Source organism: Nonomuraea sp. NPDC001684, assembly GCF_053596515.1.
Genome location: NZ_JBSFGJ010000207.1, coordinates 1 through 16,175, shown reverse-complemented (window position 1 = coordinate 16,175; position 16,175 = coordinate 1). Strand labels below are relative to the sequence as shown.

The 16,175-nt window shown below is 71.9% G+C and carries 15 protein-coding genes; 10 read left to right on the top strand and 5 right to left on the bottom strand.

What is annotated here, in order from left to right; translation table 11 throughout:
• The 5 genes from ACWCSD_RS29940 to ACWCSD_RS29920 form a co-directional block, all read left to right on the top strand.
• Nucleotides 1–1,563 (top strand): XRE family transcriptional regulator (locus tag ACWCSD_RS29940; RefSeq protein WP_449919773.1); only part of this gene is annotated, 1,563 nt, incomplete at its 5' end.
• On the top strand, nt 1,560–2,048 hold the full coding sequence (locus tag ACWCSD_RS29935; RefSeq protein WP_358294741.1) for a GNAT family N-acetyltransferase: 489 nt from the start codon (nt 1,560–1,562) through the stop codon (nt 2,046–2,048). The genes ACWCSD_RS29940 and ACWCSD_RS29935, both read left to right, overlap by 4 nt.
• A gap of 143 nt (nt 2,049–2,191) precedes the next feature.
• Nucleotides 2,192–3,706 carry a DMT family transporter gene (locus tag ACWCSD_RS29930; RefSeq protein WP_449919771.1) on the top strand — a complete coding sequence of 505 codons (1,515 nt, stop codon included), beginning with the start codon at nt 2,192–2,194 and terminating at the stop codon, nt 3,704–3,706.
• A gap of 196 nt (nt 3,707–3,902) precedes the next feature.
• Nucleotides 3,903–5,603, top strand: coding sequence for a tetratricopeptide repeat protein (locus ACWCSD_RS29925; protein WP_449919769.1), 1,701 nt, complete (start codon nt 3,903–3,905; stop codon nt 5,601–5,603).
• Between the two features lie 18 nt (nt 5,604–5,621).
• Nucleotides 5,622–6,074, top strand: coding sequence for a hypothetical protein (locus ACWCSD_RS29920; RefSeq protein WP_449919767.1), 453 nt, complete (start codon nt 5,622–5,624; stop codon nt 6,072–6,074).
• 29 nt (nt 6,075–6,103) lie between these two features.
• On the opposite strand, the gene ACWCSD_RS29915 is transcribed toward ACWCSD_RS29920, so the two are convergent.
• The 4 genes from ACWCSD_RS29915 to ACWCSD_RS29900 form a co-directional block, all read right to left on the bottom strand.
• A complete protein-coding gene (locus ACWCSD_RS29915) occupies nt 6,104–7,123 on the bottom strand; it encodes an ABC transporter ATP-binding protein (RefSeq protein ID WP_449919765.1) in 1,020 nt (339 codons plus the stop codon).
• A complete protein-coding gene (locus ACWCSD_RS29910) occupies nt 7,120–7,785 on the bottom strand; it encodes an ABC transporter permease (RefSeq protein WP_397162085.1) in 666 nt (221 codons plus the stop codon). Before ACWCSD_RS29910 ends, ACWCSD_RS29915 begins: the two co-directional genes overlap by 4 nt.
• A gap of 155 nt (nt 7,786–7,940) precedes the next feature.
• The gene (locus ACWCSD_RS29905; RefSeq protein ID WP_397162084.1) at nt 7,941–8,342 is read right to left on the bottom strand and encodes an ABC transporter permease subunit; all 402 of its coding nucleotides are present in this window, start codon (nt 8,340–8,342) and stop codon (nt 7,941–7,943) included.
• Between the two features lie 497 nt (nt 8,343–8,839).
• Nucleotides 8,840–9,925 (bottom strand): ABC transporter substrate-binding protein, encoded by a 1,086-nt coding sequence (locus ACWCSD_RS29900; protein ID WP_364336283.1) that lies wholly within the window; start codon nt 9,923–9,925, stop codon nt 8,840–8,842.
• 230 nt (nt 9,926–10,155) lie between these two features.
• On the opposite strand from ACWCSD_RS29900, the gene ACWCSD_RS29895 reads away from it, so the two are divergent.
• The 5 genes from ACWCSD_RS29895 (at nt 10,156) to ACWCSD_RS29875 (ending at nt 15,398) form a co-directional block, all read left to right on the top strand.
• Nucleotides 10,156–11,613 (top strand): aldehyde dehydrogenase family protein, encoded by a 1,458-nt coding sequence (locus tag ACWCSD_RS29895; protein ID WP_449919762.1) that lies wholly within the window; start codon nt 10,156–10,158, stop codon nt 11,611–11,613.
• Nucleotides 11,598–12,494: a CoA transferase subunit A gene (locus ACWCSD_RS29890; RefSeq protein ID WP_397161749.1), complete on the top strand. Its 897-nt coding sequence runs from the start codon at nt 11,598–11,600 to the stop codon at nt 12,492–12,494. Before ACWCSD_RS29895 ends, ACWCSD_RS29890 begins: the two co-directional genes overlap by 16 nt.
• The gene (locus ACWCSD_RS29885) at nt 12,491–13,270 is read left to right on the top strand and encodes a CoA-transferase subunit beta (protein WP_397161748.1); all 780 of its coding nucleotides are present in this window, start codon (nt 12,491–12,493) and stop codon (nt 13,268–13,270) included. The genes ACWCSD_RS29890 and ACWCSD_RS29885 overlap by 4 nt, the downstream gene beginning before the upstream one ends.
• Nucleotides 13,267–14,085 (top strand): citrate/2-methylcitrate synthase, encoded by an 819-nt coding sequence (locus ACWCSD_RS29880; protein WP_449919760.1) that lies wholly within the window; start codon nt 13,267–13,269, stop codon nt 14,083–14,085. The genes ACWCSD_RS29885 and ACWCSD_RS29880 overlap by 4 nt, the downstream gene beginning before the upstream one ends.
• A gap of 161 nt (nt 14,086–14,246) precedes the next feature.
• Nucleotides 14,247–15,398, top strand: a complete 1,152-nt coding sequence (locus ACWCSD_RS29875; RefSeq protein ID WP_358294720.1) for a pyridoxal phosphate-dependent aminotransferase — start codon at nt 14,247–14,249, stop codon at nt 15,396–15,398.
• A 7-nt stretch (nt 15,399–15,405) separates the two neighbouring features.
• On the opposite strand, the gene ACWCSD_RS29870 is transcribed toward ACWCSD_RS29875, so the two are convergent.
• Nucleotides 15,406–16,175 (bottom strand): NmrA/HSCARG family protein (locus tag ACWCSD_RS29870; protein WP_449919759.1); only part of this gene is annotated, 770 nt, incomplete at its 5' end.

Below are 16,175 nucleotides of genomic sequence, written 5' to 3'. Positions count from 1 at the left end.
GCCGGGATGTCCGGCAGGCAGCACAGGGAAACGGAGATCGCCCGGCGGATCAGGGCCAAGGGCCTTGCCACCGGGCGCACCTCCGCCCAGATAGCTGAAGAGATCCACGAGGCGTGCTCGCCGCAGTTCAGCACGACCCGCATCAAAGCGCACCGCCTGTCCTACGGCATCGCGCTGGCGGACGTGATCGAGCAGGTGCGCGCGTTGTTCGAGCGCGACGCCAAGGCGCCGCCGGGCATCGGCGAGACGTTGCTGTCGGCGTACGAGAGCGGGCTCAAGCGGCCGGGCCCCGAATACCTCCACTACCTGTGCTCGGTCTACCGGGTCGAGCCCATCGAGCTCGGCTTCGACGGGCCCTGCATCTGCGGCCACGGCCACCGGATGCCCGGCGTGCTCAGCGAGCCCGTCGGTCGTGTGCCGGGGTCGGCGTCGCTCCCGCGCGACCTGGTGATCCATCCGATGACCGTCGAGGCCGACGCCCAGGAGGACGAGAACATCCTGCGGCGGACGTTGTTAAACCTGCTCGACACCGACGTCTCGTTCAAGCAGCAGTTCGACGGGCCGGTGCTGGGGGCGTGCGAGGGCATCCGGCGGCGGATGGACGAGACGCTGGTCTCGGCCACCGTGTCGGGCGGCATGCTCGACCAGTGGGAGGAGGCGACGCTGGCCTTCGGCCGCCAGTACACCACGACGCCCCCGCTGCGGCTGTTGTGCGACGTGCTGCTGGAGCTGAGCGCGGTCCGCACGGCGTTGTCCAGGCGTCAGCCGATCGACCTCCAGGACCGGTTGTGCCGCATGGCCGCGCAGCTGGCCGGCCTGAGCGGCATGGTGATGATCAACCTGGGCGACCACCGGCTGGCGCGGTCGTTCTTCCGCACCGGCCGCATCGCCGCCGACGAGACCGGCGACCGCGCGCTGCGGGCCTGGATCACGGCCAGGGAGTCGCTCGTCCCCCTCTACTACGGCGACGCCCGCGAGGCGCTCAACCTGGCCAAGAAGAGCCGCGACCTGGCGGGCGCCACGCCGTGCGTGGCCCAGGCCATGGCGCCGGTCGTCGAGGCGCGGGCCCTGGCCATGCTCTCGGGCACCGACAGCAAGAAGGAGGTCGTCGACCAGGCCAAACGCGCGCTGGCCCGGGCCAGGAGCGCCTTCTCGCACATGAAGAGCGAGGAGCAGGAGGACATGGCCTTCGGCTACACCGAGAAGCAGCTCTACTTCTACCAGGGCGACGTGCTCACCAAGCTCGGCCAGACCATCGAGGCCGAGGTGGTGCTCGACCAGGCGCTCGGCAAGTACGAGGACCACGTCCTCGATCAGACCCTGATCAGGCTCGACCAGGCCCAGTGCCGCCTCCTGGAGGGTGACATCGACGAAGCCCTACAAATTGGTACGAACGCCTTGCGCAATCTGGGGGATGAATACCTTACGGACCTCATCATCCGCCCAGCGCTCGCGTTGGAGCAGCAGATCATGAAGAAGGACGACAAACATCAGATGCTGGCTGAATTCAGCGCCCAGCTGCGGCGTCGGAAGTTGGCCCAGAAGGAAGGGAGCGGTGGATGACGTTGAAGATCCGGCGGTACCGCTGGTCCGATCTCGACACCATCCTCGCGCTGCACCGGATCTGCCTCGCCGAGGTGGGTCTCCAACCCGGCGACGGCGTCTACTACGACGACGACTTCCCCCGCATCCAGGAGATCTACCTGGCCTGCGGCGGTGATTTCATCGTGGGCGAGACCGGCTCGCGGGTGGTCGCCATGGGCGGCCTGAAGCCCGTCGACCGGGAGACCGCCGAGGTGTGCAGGCTCAGGGTCCATCCCGAGTTCCAGCGGCGCGGCTACGGCGGCGTCATGCTCTCGGCCCTCGAAGACCGCGCCCTGGAGCTCGGCTTCAGCAGCCTGCGCGGCGACACCACGCTCAACCAGGGCGCGGCCCTCGCGCTGTACGCCCGTCAGGGCTGGCGTGAGCTGTCGCGCCGCCAGGTGGGCGACCTCGTCGTCATCTACGGCGAGAAACGGCTGGCGCGCACGCCGGCCATGGAGCTCTAGCTCCGGCGACGACGCCGCGGTCCGACGCTTCCGGATCCGGCGGCCACGCCCCATCCCCTCCTGGGGCCATGGCTTGTTTCCCCTTTCCGCCCCCGCGGCGTTCCTGCGACCTCTACGCTCAGGCGTGACCACACCGCCGCGCGATGATCGCAGAGAGTGACGGTCTCCGGGGCGAGGCATCGGCCCGTTCGCACGGTACGCGCACGCGTCCGTACGCAGTGCGAATGTGGAGAGCTCGGCCGTACCGGGCAGTAACCGCAGGAAAGAGCTGTTTTCGCCGCCGCCGGTATGGATGTTTCGGGCCTGGAGTGAGGGTCTTAACTCCGAGTGGAACAGTAACCTCACCGGCTTCGCCGCGTGCTCTGGCGAATGCATTTAGTAGTGGCATGCTCTGCTCCATGGCAGGCATGCCCGCTCCCCGACCCCTCCTGGGAGCCGTGCTTCTGTTGTTCGTCAGCGCCGCTTGGGGGTCGGCGTTCCCGCTGATGAAGGATCTCATTCTCCGGTTACCGGTCGAGGATCTGCTCGCCGAGCGGTATCTCATCGCCGCGGTGACGCTGCTCGTCATCCGGCCGGGCTCGCTGCGGGGGCTGTCGCGCCGGACGTGGGTCAACGGGCTCGTGCTGGGGCTGCTGTTCGGCGTCGGGCAGACCGCCCAGGCGCTGGCGCTGCACAGCCTGCCCTCGGCGGTGTCGGGGTTCGCCGTCGGGTGCAGCGTGGTGATCACTCCGGTCCTGGCCCTGGTGATGTTCAGGAGCCGGGCGCCGCGGCGGGTGTGGGCCGGGGTGGTGCTCGCCATGGCGGGGATGACCGTGTTCACGCTGCTGCGCGGGATCGAGGACCACGAGGTCTCGCTGCTCGCGCTCGGCGTCACGCTCACGGCCGCGGCGCTCTACTCGGCCCACACGCTCATGCTCGCCGAGCTGTCCAAGAAGGGCGAACGCTTCCACGCGTACGCGCTGACCACGATCCAGCTGTTCACCATCGGCATCCTCACCGGGGGCTTCGCGCTGCGCGGCGGGATCACGCTGCCGTCCAGCCTGCCCGACTGGGCGATCCTGGCGCACCTGGCCGTGGTGTCGTGCGCGCTGGGGTTCCTGGCCCGCTCGTACGGGCAGAAACATGTGCCGGCCGTGCCCAGCGCGATCATGATGTCCTCGCAGCCCCTCTGGGTGGCCGCCATCGCGGTGATCTGGTTCCACGAGCAGGTGGGCTGGAGCATGGTGATGGGCGGCGGGCTGATGGCCGCGGCGATGCTGCTGGCCCTGCCCGAACGGGCGGCCGGGGGAAAGGAGAGCCGGCCGGGCAGGCGCGACCTGCTGGAGGTCTCCCGCCGTGCCGCGCTGGTGCTGGCCGACCTGCGGATCAAGCGTGAGGACCGGCTGCGGTTCGAGCCGGGGCCGGCGCCGTTCATCGCCAAGAGCGCGTGCAAGGACGTCGAGGCGTGCCCGTGGAACGCCCACGCGCTCAAGGGCGGCGGGGAGCCGAGCCTGGAGCGGCTGATCGAGCGGGCGACCGCGATCGTGCGCGCCAAGAAACTGCCCGGGCCGGGCTGCTGCCAGTCCGTCACGCTGGTCGGTCGGTGCCTGTGCACGTTGATGGAGGAATCGGAACAGGCGCGGGTCGCGGCGGTCGATCATTGGTTTCGGTCTCAATAGGCTGCGGGACGCACCCAAATGCCAGGTGCTTCTTATTCGTTAAACCGCCACTTATTCACCATAAATCTTGATATCCGGTTGGGTGTCCGAATAATGGATAGTCACACCCATCGGAGAGGCACGTCATGAAGCGCATCGTCGTCCGTAAGCCAGGCACCGCGAGGCTCGCAGGGACCGCAGGCGTCATCCACAAGGGGTGACCGAGGACAGGTCCCACCTCAGCGTCCAGGGCGGCCCACCCGCCCGATGGGGGGCCGTGCGGCTGCTGATGCCGGTCATCGACGCGCATCGCCGGCCGCGCGGCCCCTACACCGTGGGCGCCGCGCTGCTGCGGCGCCTGGTGCCGGACGCACCGCGCGAGCTGGTCGCGGCCCACGACATCGAGATCCGGGCGGTCGCGCCCGAGCTGGCCGGGCAGGTGCCCGTCCGGCGGACGACCATCGACGCCGGGCTGCCGGACGAGGAGCGCATCCTGGTGCCGGCGCCGCGCCGTACGCTGAGGCTGGCCAACGGGATCGCCGAGTTCGTCGGCGCGGCCGTGCGGCCGGGCGCGAGGCTCGCGGTGTGCAACGGCGCGCACGCCGACCCCACCGACACCGAGCTTCTCGACGTCCTGACCCGGCGGGTCCCGGCCGGCACGCTGGCCGTCACGGTCTACGCCGAGGGCCCCGAGCCGCCTGCCGACGAGCGCGGCGCCGACGAGCTGTGGTCCCTGGTGGACCGCTGCATGCGCGAGGGCTTCCTGCACGCCGCGGCCGAGCTGGGGCAGCTCGGCCTGGCCCGGACGGAACCGGGGGAGCCTGCGTGGTGGCGCTTCGCCCAGCGCACCGCCACCGCGCTCGGCGGGCTCGGCCGCGTCCAGGAGGCGCGGGAGCTGTGGGACCGGGCCCGCGCGGCCAGCCAGGACCCGGTCGTGCACGCCGCCGCCGCGTACGGCACGGCCATGCTCGACGCCCGCCACCCCGACCCGGCGCAGCGCGACCTGGGCCGGGCCCGCCGCTGGCTCAACGAGGCCATCGCCATCTCCGGGCTGTTGCCCGACCCCCTGGAACGGGCCTTCAAACTCGGCTTCGACCGCAACGGCCTGGCCCTGGTCGAGCTGCGGCACGGACGGCTGGAAGCCGCGCTGTCGCTGGTGGAGTCGGCCGTCGAGCTGGCCGGCGAGCTGGGCGACCGGCACCCGCTGCACCGGATGGTGCTGCTGACCAACCGCGCCCAGCTGCTCGGCGCGCTCGGCCACACCAAGGAGGCCCTGGAGGACTACACCGCCGCCATCTCCCTCGACCCCGGCTTCCCCGACACCTACCTGGAACGCGGCAACCTGCTGTTCCGCCTGGGGCGGCCGGAGGAGGCGCTGGCCGACTACGAACGGGCCATGGAGGCCGGGCCGCCGCTGCCCGAGGCGTACTACAACCGGGCGGAGCTGCGTACCGTGCGGGGCGACGTGGAGGGGGCGCTCGCCGACCTCGGCACGGTGATCGAGCTGGACCCCGGCTACCTGGACGCCTACGTCAACCGCGCCGGGCTGCTGGCGGCGGCGGAGCGGGACGAGGAGGCCAGGGCCGACGTCACGGCCGGGCTCGCCCGCGCGCCGGAGAACCCGCACCTGCTCACCGTGCTTGGCCAGCTGGAGACGGCGGCGGGCCGCTTCGACGAGGCCGCGGCGGCCCTCGACCTGGCCCTGGAGCACGCCCCCGAGCTGGCCGCCGCCTGGGGCAACCGGGGCGTGCTGCGATACGCCACGGGCGACGCCGAAGGCGCGCTCGCCGACCTGACCCGGGCCGTCGAGCTGGACCGGCAGCCCGACCTGTACGCCAACCGCGCCGTCGCCCTGCGCGCCCTGGGCAGGACCGCCGAGGCGGAGGCCGACGAGCTCCGCGCGGCCGCCTCCTCCTGACAGTGGGACGATTAATGCATGACGGGGCGTATTGGGCGAGCCGCGGGCGTGTGCGGGGCACTGGGGGTCTTGTGGTGGGCCACCGCCCGGCTGGCGTGGGCGGGTGTCGGCTGCGCCGACTGGGACTGCCTGGCCCCGGCCCTCGGCACGCTCCTGGCGATCAGCCTGGTCATGCTCGCCGGAGCCGCGTACGTGCTGGAGCGCGTGGACGTGCGGCCCGCGCGGGGCGCCGCCCTGGTGGCCGCCGGGGCGGCGGTGGCGTTCTGGGCGGCCGGGAAGCTGCTGCCGTCGGTGCCGTACACCGCCGCGCAGGCCGTGGGCGCCGCGGTCGTGTTCGCCGGGGCGGGGGCCGTCGCGGCGTTCGTGACCGGGCCGGGGCTCGCGTTGCGGTGGCGGGTGCTGATCGCGCTGGCGCTGGCCGGCGTGCCGTGCGGGGTGTTCGCCGTGCTCTGGTTCGGGCTCGGCGGCTGACGCCCCGGGACCGGCGGCCCCGGGCCGGGTCAGGCGGGGAACACCTGGACGTGGTCGGCGGCGACCCGCAGGCGCACCTCGTCTCCTGGCGACAGGCCGGCGGCGGCCCTGGACGGCACGTCGGCGAAGATCACCGAGGGGCCCGCCTGGGCGTACACGCGGGTGGTGGCGCCGAGGAACACCGTCACGTCGACGACCGCCCGCGCGCCGGGGCCGTCCGCGGCCAGCTCGACGTCCTCGGGGCGGAACATGCACAGGACGCGCGGCGCGGGCGCCTCGACGTCGAACGCGCCGCCCGCGGTGACCCGGCCGCCGACGGCGTCGAGTTCGAGGGTGTTGCGGTTGCCGACGAAGCCGGCGGCGAAGCGGGTGGAGGGCGAGGTGTAGATCTCCGCGGGCGGCCCGCACTGCTCGATGTCGCCGGCGTTCATCACCGCGACCCGGTCGGAGATGGCCAGGGCCTCGGCCTGGTCGTGGGTGACGAAGACGGTGGTGATGCCGACCTGGTGCTGGATGCGGCGCACCTCGTCGCGCAGGCGGTGGCGTACCTGGGCGTCCAGGGCGGACAGGGGCTCGTCCAGCAGCAGCACCTCGGGGCGGGGGGAGAGCGCGCGGGCCAGGGCGACGCGCTGCTGCTGGCCGCCGGAGAGCTGGTTCGGCAGGCGGTCGGCGAGGTGGTCGAGGCCGACCAGGTCGAGCATCTCGGCCACGCGGTCCCTGACCTCCTCCTTCGGCCGCTTCCTGACGGTCAGCGGGAAGGCGACGTTGCCGCCCACGGTGAGGTTCGGGAACAGCGCGTAGGACTGGAAGACCATGCCGATGGGCCGCTTGCGCACCGGCACGCCGGCCATGTCGGCGCCGCCGATCGTCAGCCGCCCGCCGTCGAACCCGGTCAGGCCCGCGATGCAGCGCAGCAGCGTGGTCTTGCCGCAGCCCGACGGGCCGAGCAGGGCCAGCAGCTCACCCTGCTCGACGCTGACGCTCACGCCGTTCAGCGCGGTGTGCCCGGCGTAGCGCTTGGTGATGCGGTCGAGTACGACGTGGCTCATGGAGTGGTGCCCTTCTGGACCGGAGCGGTGGCCATGGACGCGCTCACCCGGCCGCGGCCGAGCCAGACGACCAGCGCGGACAGCGCGAACAGCAGGCCGAAGGTGAAGATGGTGACGACGGCCAGCGCGTTGGGGTCGCCGAGCGTCCGGGAGACGAACTGCCTGGCCGACCAGAGCGGCAGCGTCTCGTAGCTGACGCCGGTGAGGATCTTGGCGAGCGCGAACTCGTTCATGGCGGTCGCGATGACCAGCAGCGCGCCGGAGACGACGCCGCCGCGGATCGCCGGCAGGATCACGCCGACCAGCGTGCGGGCGGGCCCGGCGCCGCACGTGGCGGCGGCCTCGCTGAGCTGGACGGCCCCCGCCGCCAGCAGCGAGCTCTCCACCGCCCGGTACATGAACGGGAACGCGATCGCCGCGGTGGCCGCGGCCAGCAGCCAGAACGTGCCGAACAGCTCGGGCGCGACCGACTTGGTGACGAGCTGGAGCCCCGCCCCGACGACCACCCACGGGACGGCGAACGGGATCACCGCGATCGTCTGGACGATCGACCCGATGCGCGGGTTGTGCACGACCGACCAGTACGCGGCCGGCACCACCAGCACGATCTCGATCACCACGACGACCGCCGAGAGCACGAGCGAGCGGCCGAGCGCGGCCATGACGTCCGGCTCGGCGAACACGCCGGCCCAGTGGGCCAGGGTGTAGCCGTCGGGCAGCGGGGTGTCGGTCCAGCGGGTGGCCACCGAGTACAGCAGGGCGGCCAGCAGCGGCAGCCCGAAGTAGACCGCCAGCAGGCCGAGGAAGACGCGCCGTCTCACAGCCACCTCGCAGCGCGCCTGAGCGAGAGCCGGTAGAGCAGCGTCGCCCCGATGGCCAGGATCATGAGCAGCACCGACAGCACGGCGGCCCGGCCGAGGCCGAACACCGAGGACTCCAGCGTGCTGCCGATCTGCAGGGTGATGAGCTTGGTCGCGCTGGGGGAGGAGCCGATGGCGTACGCGACGGCGTAGACGCCGATCGTCCAGGTGAAGACCAGCAGCCAGCCCGCGATGACGAACGGCGCGAGCACCGGCAGGCCGACGTACCGCCAGAACTGCCACCGGGTGGCGTGGCAGACCGCGGCGGCCTCCTGCCAGTCGTCCTTGAGCACGCTGAGCGCGGGCAGCGTGAGCAGCACGAACATCGGGACGTTGAAGTACAGGTAGACGACGTTCATGCCGTTGAAGGAGCCGAGCGAGGGGAACGGGTTGTCCTCGATCCCGAACAGGCCCTTGAGCACGAGCGTCAGCATGCCGGTCGAGCCGATCAGCGCGACGAAGCCGAACGCCAGGCCGATGCCGGCGAAGTTCGAGGCGACGTTCATCAGCGACAGCCAGAAGGCCCGGCCGCCGAGGCGCATCCGGGTGATCAGCCAGGCGGCGGGCGCGCCGAGCGCGGTGGCCAGGGTGGCCTGGGTCAGGCCGAGCGCGAGCGAGCCGCCGATCGCCTGGCGGTCCACCGGGTTCCGCGCCACCTTGACGATGTGGTCGAAGCCGTAGCCGCCGTCCGGCAGGGCGAAGGTGTCGTGCAGCAGCCGCAGCGCCGGCAGCACCAGCGTGGCCAGCGTGAACAGCAGCAGCGGCAGGGCCGGGCCCCAGGCGGTGAACAGCCTGCCCGGGGCCCTGCGGCGCGCGGCGGCCGGGGGAGCCGCCACGGACTCCGTGATGTGGGACGTCACGCGAGGACCTTCGCCTCCCAGTCGGCGACGATCTGCTCGGGATTGACCTTCGTGATCTCGATCTCCTTGACCGGCGCGTACGACTCCTCGGGCAGCCAGTTGGCCTTGGCGTCGGCCGGGAGTTGCAGGTCGCCGTTGAGCGCGCGGACCGGCCGGGCGCCGAACTTGGCGAACAGCGTCTGGGCCTCGTCGGAGAGCACGTAGTCGAGCAGGCCCTTGAGGAAGTCGCCCTTGGCCGTGTTGTACTTGTTGATCATCATTCCGGACGGCGACCAGACCGAGCCGTCGGAGGGGATGATCACCTCCACGTTGACGTTCTTGGCCTTCAGCGCGGCCTTCTGGGCCAGGCCGTTGAAGTCGTAGTTGATCTGGATCGGGGCCTCGCCCTTCTCCAGGGTCTCCTCGCTCATCTTGACGTCGCTGAGGTTGCCGGCGTCCTTGAGCTTCTTGAAGTAGGTGTAGGCGGGGGTCAGGTCGTCCACCGAGCCGCCGCCCGCGACCGCGGCGGCGACGACCATGGCCTGGCCGGTGCCGGAGGAGGCCGGGTTCTTGATGGCGATCTGGCCCTTGTACTCGGGCTTGAGCAGGTCCTGCCAGCTCTTGGGCGGGTTGCTCACCTTGTCGGTGTTGACGACGAACGCGGGCGCGCCGACGAACGTGGCGACCCAGCCGCCCTTGCCCTTCTGCCAGTCCTTCAGCTTGGCCGCCGACGGCGGCAGGTACGCCGGCACCACGCCCTTGGCCTCGGCCACCGGCCCCCACATGAGGCCGATGTCGCTGGCCGTGCCGATCGGGTTGTCCTTCTCGGCGTCGAACTTGACGATCTCCTCCGAGGAGGACATGTCGGTGTCCTTGTGGGCGCAGGTGCCCTGGTACTTGGCGCAGAACGTCTTGACGACCTCGCCGTAGTTGGCCCAGTCGGGGGCCAGGCCGTAGGTCGGCAGGTCCTTGCCCTGGGCGGCGATCTTGCCGGTGTCCGGGGCGGCGGACCAGTCGTATTCACCGGCGCCGGCCGAACTGCCGCACGCGGTGAGGGCGAAAAGGGATGAGGCGGCAATTACCGCCCATGTGCGATGCTTCATATGGACCCTCGGTTAATTCCGGGTGAATTCGACAAGTGCCGTGAGCAGGTCTTTTCCCCGGCATGTCTAGTGCAGCGGAACGGTCCGGCCAATGCGTGATTTGCCTATCGCCGCTATAGGCGGAGCCATATAACGGCTGCCTATCGGGGGCATCGGTCTAATCCCCCTTGTCCGGAACATCCCAGGCCGTGAGGCTTTGCGGTATCAGAAGTTGACCGGAAAGGAACCCGATGGCGACGATCCCGAGTCGCTACCTGCTCAACCACATCGGCGGCGAATGGCGTGCCCCCGAGAGCGGGCAGACCCGGCCGAACATCAACCCCGGCGACCTCTCCGACCACATCGGGGACTTCGCCGAGTCCGGTGGCGCGGACGTCGAGCTGGCCGTGGAGGCCGCCGCGGCGGCGATGCCGGAGTGGAAGGGACTCGGGCCGATCAAGCGCGCCGAGTACCTGCGCGCCGCCGAGCGCCTGATCGAGGAGCGGGCCGAGGACTTCGCCCAGGCGATCACGCGTGAGCAGGGCAAGCTCATCAAGGAGGCGCGCGGCGAGGTCAGGCGGGCCCTGGCCATCCTCGACTTCACCGCGGGCGAGGGGCGCAGGCTGAAGGGCGAGACGCTGCCCGCCGAGGAGCCGCGCACGTTCTCCTACACCTTCCGCGCGCCCATCGGCGTGGTCGGCCTGGTGACGCCGTGGAACTTCCCGCTCGCCATCCCCATGTGGAAGGTCGCCCCGGCGCTGCTGGCCGGGTGCGGGGCGGTGCTCAAGCCGTCGCCCTTCACGCCGCTGACCTCCGCGCTGCTGGTGGAGGCGTTCGTGGACGCGGGCGTCCCGGCCGGGGTGCTCAACCTCGTGCAGGGCGACATCGCGGCGGGCGAGGCACTGGTGACGCACCCGCGCGTGGCCGGGATCAGCTTCACCGGCTCGCTGCCCGTGGGCTTGGCCATCCACCAGGCCGGCGCGCCGCGGCTGCTGCGCACCCAGCTCGAACTGGGCGGCAAGAACGCGGTCCTGGTGCTCGCGGACGCCGACCTGGACAAGGCGGTCAAGGCCACCGTGTTCGGCGCGTTCGGGCAGTCGGGGCAGCGGTGCAGCGCCACCTCCCGGGTGATCGTCGACCGGGCCGTCAAGGAGGAGTTCCTGTCGCGGCTGGTCGCCGAGGTGGCCCGGCTCAAGGTGGGGCCGGGCCTGTCGGAGGAGGCCACGATCGGCCCGGTCGTGAACGAGACCCGCATGCGCGCCTGCCTGGACGCGGTCAAGGCCGCGCAGGAGGCCGGGGCCAAGATCGCCGTCGGCGGCGAGCGGCACACCGACGGCGTGCCCGAGGGCTGCTACGTGCAGCCGACCGTGCTGCGCGACGTGCCCTGGGACAGCGAGCTCGCCCAGGAGGAGATCTTCGGCCCGGTGTTGTCCGTGGTGGACTGCGACGGCTTCGACGACGCCATGCGCATCTCCAACTCGGTCAAGTACGGCATGAGCGGCACGATCTTCACCCAGGACCCGGCGACCATCTTCGAGGCCCTGGACCGCTTCGAGGCGGGCATGCTGCACGTCAACCGGCCCGGCGTCGGCGCGTACGCGCACCTGCCGCACATGGGCGCCAAGCTCTCGCAGTTCGGCCCGCCCGAGTGCTCGCCGCAGGTCTGGGACTTCTACACCGAGTGGCGGTCGGCGTGCATAAGTTACTGACGGCCGCCGAGGCCGTCGCCCGGCACGTCCCCGCCGGGGCCGTTGTCGGGATGGGCGGCCAGAACATCAACCGGTGCCCGATGGCGCTGGTGCACGAGGTGATCAGGCAGGGGATCGGCGGGCTGACCGTGGTCGGCTGCAACCTGTCGCTGCCGCTCGACATGCTGGTGGCCGCGGGCCTGGTGGCCCGCACCGAGCAGGGCACCGGCAACCTGGAACGTTACGGCACGCTGTTCGCCTGGCGCCGGGCCGTCGAGCGCGGCGAGGTCGGCGTCGGCGACCACTCGCACCTGGCGATGGCCACCCGCTTCGCGGCCGGGGCCGTCGGGGTGCCCTTCCTGCCGACGCGCAGCCTGCTCGGCACCGACCTGCTGGCCGACCTGGTCTCGGACGGGGTGGCGGTGGAGTCGGCCGATCCGTGGACGGGGCAGCCGGTCGTGCTGCTGCGGGCGATGACGCCGGACGTGGCCATCGTCCACGCGAACCGCGCCGACCTGGCCGGGAACGTCGTGATCGAGGGGGTCACCTCCCACGAGGTGGACATGGTCAGGGCCGCCCGCGCCACGATCGTGTCGGCCGAGGAGGTGCTGCCCGCCGGGGCGTTCGCCGACCGGCCCGAGCGGGTCACCATCCCGGAGGCGTACGTGACGGCGGTCGTCCACCAGCCCTTCGGCGCCTTCCCGACCTCCGTCTACCGCGCGTACGACTTCGCCGAGCCGGAGATCAAGGAGTACCAGGCGCTGGGCCGGGCCGGGGACGACGAGCTGCGCGAGTGGATCGGGGCCAACCTGGGCGCGTCCTTCGACGACCACCTCAGGGCCCGCGACCCGGCGGGCACGCTCAGGGCCGGGCTGACCGAGCAGATGGGGAGGCTGGTGTGAGCGCGGAGCGGACCGCCCTGCCGAGGGAACTGCTGGTCGTCGAGGGCGCCCGGCAGATCCGCGACGGCGACCTGGTGATCGTCGGCACCGGCCTGCCGCTGCTGGCCGCCACGCTCGCCCAGCGCACCCACGCGCCGGAGGCCAAGCTCGTCATCGAGTCGGGGGTGATGTTCCCGAAGGTCGTGCCGACGCCGGTGTCGGTGGTCGATCCGCGGCTGATGCGCGGCGCCGCGCGGCACGGGTCGCTGTTCGAGGCGCTGGGCGGGCTGGTGCAGCGCGGGCTGGTCCGTACGGGGTTCCTCGGCGGGGCCCAGGTGGACGAGTACGCCAACATCAACTCCACCTGGGTCCCCAGACCGGACGGCTCGCGGGTGCGGCTGCCCGGCAGTGGCGGCGCCAACGACATCGCCAGCCACTGCCGGCAGGTGGTGATCCTGACCGACCACGAGAAGCGGCGCTTCCCCGCCCGCTGTGACTACGTCACCAGCCCGGGGTTCCTGGGCGGGCCGGGGGAGCGGGCCAAGGCCGGGCTCGGGCCGTTGCGCGTCAAGGTCGTCACCGACCTGTGCGTGATGGAGGCCGAGGACTCGGCGCTGACCGTGACGGCGCTCATGCCGGGGGCGAGCGTCACGGACGTACTGGACAACACCGGCTTTACCCCGAAATTTCGGGATTCGTTGGAAATTGTGGTGCCGCCGGACCCCGAGGACCTCCGCCTGCTGCGCGAGGAGATCGACCCGGCGTGCGTGTACTTCCCTGAAAGGAAAGCCCGTTGACCGACAAGAAGCCGTTCGCCTGGGAGACGGCGATCGCCTGGAAGAACAAGGACCGGATCGTCGTACGCGGGTACGACGTGAACGAGCTGACCGGCAACATCTCCTTCGCCGAGCACTTCCACCTGGTGCTGCGCGGCGAGCTGCCGACCCCCGAGGTGGGCCGGATGACCGAGGCGATCCTGGTGAACATGGCCGAGCACGCCATGTCGCCCTCCTCGGCCACCGTGCGCTTCGCCACCTCCGGCGGCGCCGAGCTGAACGCGGCCGTCGCGGCGGGCGTCGCCGGCATCGGCCGGCTGCACGGCACCGCCGACCGGCCCGCCGAGATGTTCCTGGCGGTCGGTGAGCGGGCCGAGCGCGACGGGCTGAGCGACGAGGAGGCCGCCGCCAAGGTCGTGGCCGAGATGCGCGAACGCCGCGAGCGCATGCCCGGGTTCCACCACGCCCAGCACATCCGCGACCCGCGCACCGCCCGCCTGCTGGGGCTCTCGGACGAGCTGGGCGTCACCGGCCGGTACGTCCGCATCGCCCGCGCGATGGAGGACGCCACCGAGGGCGTCTTCGGCCGCCGGATCTGGCTCAACGGCCCCGGTTCGATGGGCTGCGTCGGCCTCGACATGGGGTACGAGCCGCTCCAGCTCAAGGCCATGTTCATCGTGTGCCGGTCGTTGTCGCTGTGCGCGCACTCGATCGAGGAGATGACCAGGGAGAAGGGCTGGCGGGCCTCCGCCAACTCCGACATGGTTCAGCCGCTGGACCTGTCGATGCAGGGGCCGGACCACTACGACGGCCCGGCCGACCGCACCCTGACCTGACCCGACCGACCGCACCCTGACCTGACCCGGCCTGGGCCGCCACTGGCCGACCGGGTCGGCGACGGCGCATCCGTGCCGCCCCTTGACACCCGCGTCCCCACTGGAGGAGCGTGGGTGCCCCAAGGTGTTCCATATACGGAACGATGCATGGAGGTGCGGTCATGCGGCCCAATTCCCGGTTCGCGCAGGTGCAGCCGTTCGACATCGACAAGGTGGCCGCGGCCGCCGGGGCGGACGCCGACGTCCTGCGCCTGGAGAACCTCGACACCGACGTCCCGCCGCCGCCGTCCGCCGTGGCCGCGACCAGGCGGTCACTGGAGGAGGGGACGGGCAACAGCTGGCTGCCGTTCACCGGGCTGCCGGTGTTGTGCCAGGCGGTCGCCGCCGAGCTGCGGGCGCGTACCGGGCTCGACTACGACCCCCTGCGGCAGGTGTGCATCACCTCCGGCGGGACGTCGGCGGTGATGCCCGTGCTGCTGGCCACGACCGAGCCGGGCGAGCCCGTGCTGCTCACCGACCCCACCTACGCCGGCCTGCTGCAGCGGGTGCGGCTGTCGGGCGCGCGTCCGCACCTGGTGCCGCTGCTGGTGCAGGACGGGCGCTGGCGGCTGGACCGCGAGGCGCTCGCCCGGGTGCCCGCCGCGGCGGCGCTGCTGCTGATGAGCCCGTCGATGCCGTCGGGCGTGGTCTTCGACCGGGAGGACTGGCAGGCGGTCGCGCGGGTGTGCGAGCGCACGGGCGCGTACCTGATCTACGACGCCGCCATGGAGCGCATCGTCTTCGACGGCCACCCGCGGATCAACCCCTGCCAGGTGGACGGCCTGGCCGAGCGCACGATCATCATCGGGTCGATGTCCAAGGAGTACCGGATGATCGGCTGGCGGATCGGCTGGGTCGCCGGCCCGGCCGACATCATGTCCCGGATCATGGTCGCGACCATCTACAACACCACCGTGGCCAGCGGATACCACCAGTACGGCGCCGCCGCCGCGCTCACCGACCCGGCGGGCGCGGGGGTGGCGGAGGCGGCGGCCGAGTACCAGGCCCGCCACGACACCGTGCTCGCCCAGCTCGACGGGCTGCCGGTGGTCCGGGCCGGCGGCGGCTGGTCCGTCCTGGTGGACGCCGAAGCCATGGGGCTGACCGCCGAGGACCTGTCGGCCCGCCTGCTGGACCGCGGACGCGTGGCGGCCACCCCCATGACGGCCTGGGGCGAGAGCGTGGCCCCCCGGTACGTCCGCCTCGTCTACAGCGCCGAGCCGGTCGGCCGCCTGTCGGAGCTGCGGGCCCGCTTCGAGGCGGCGCTGTCCTGACCCGGGGTCAGCGGGGAAGCCGGTCGCGCAGGAAGGACTCGAACGTGCGCAGGCCGGGGTGGCGGGCGCGCAGCGCGGCGATGTCGGCCTGGTAGCCGCTCTCCAGGAACCACTCGTACATGCGCTCCCCGCCGGGCGCGGTCTGCTCGAACCGGGTGGGCGTGCCGGTGACCCGCTGGTAGACCTCGGCGATCTCGGCGCCGGTGAGCTCCTCGCTCGCGATCTCCAGCGCCCGGCCCGCGTACTCCGCCGGACGCTCGAACGCCTCCGCCGCGAAGTGGGCGATGTCCTCGGGCGCGACGAGCTGCATGCGCCGGAACGGCAGCGCGATGACCCGCTCGTCCCCGGCGGGTTCGGCGTAGTACAGCAGGTTCGTCATGAAGAACGCCGGACGCAGCACCGTCGCCCGCAGGCCCAGCCCGGCGACGTGCCGCTCGATCGCCCACTTGCTCGCGAAGTGCTCGATGCCGGTGTCGCGTTCGGCGCCGCCGACCGAGCTGTAGACCAGGTGCGCCAGGCCCAGCCCGGCGGCCAGGTCGGCGACCGCGACGCCCTGGCGCACCTCGCGGGCCAGCTCCTCCTCCGTCACGGCCAGGGCCTGCACGCTGAACACGCCGTGCACGCCGGTCATGGCCGTCCGGAGCGAGGCGGGGTCGTCCAGGTCGCCCTTGGCCAGGGTGGCGCCGAGCGCGGCCAGGGCCTGGGCGGCGTCCGAGGTGGGGTCCCTGACCAGGGCGCGGACCGTCCAGCCGTGGGCCAGCAGGGTCCGGGCCACCG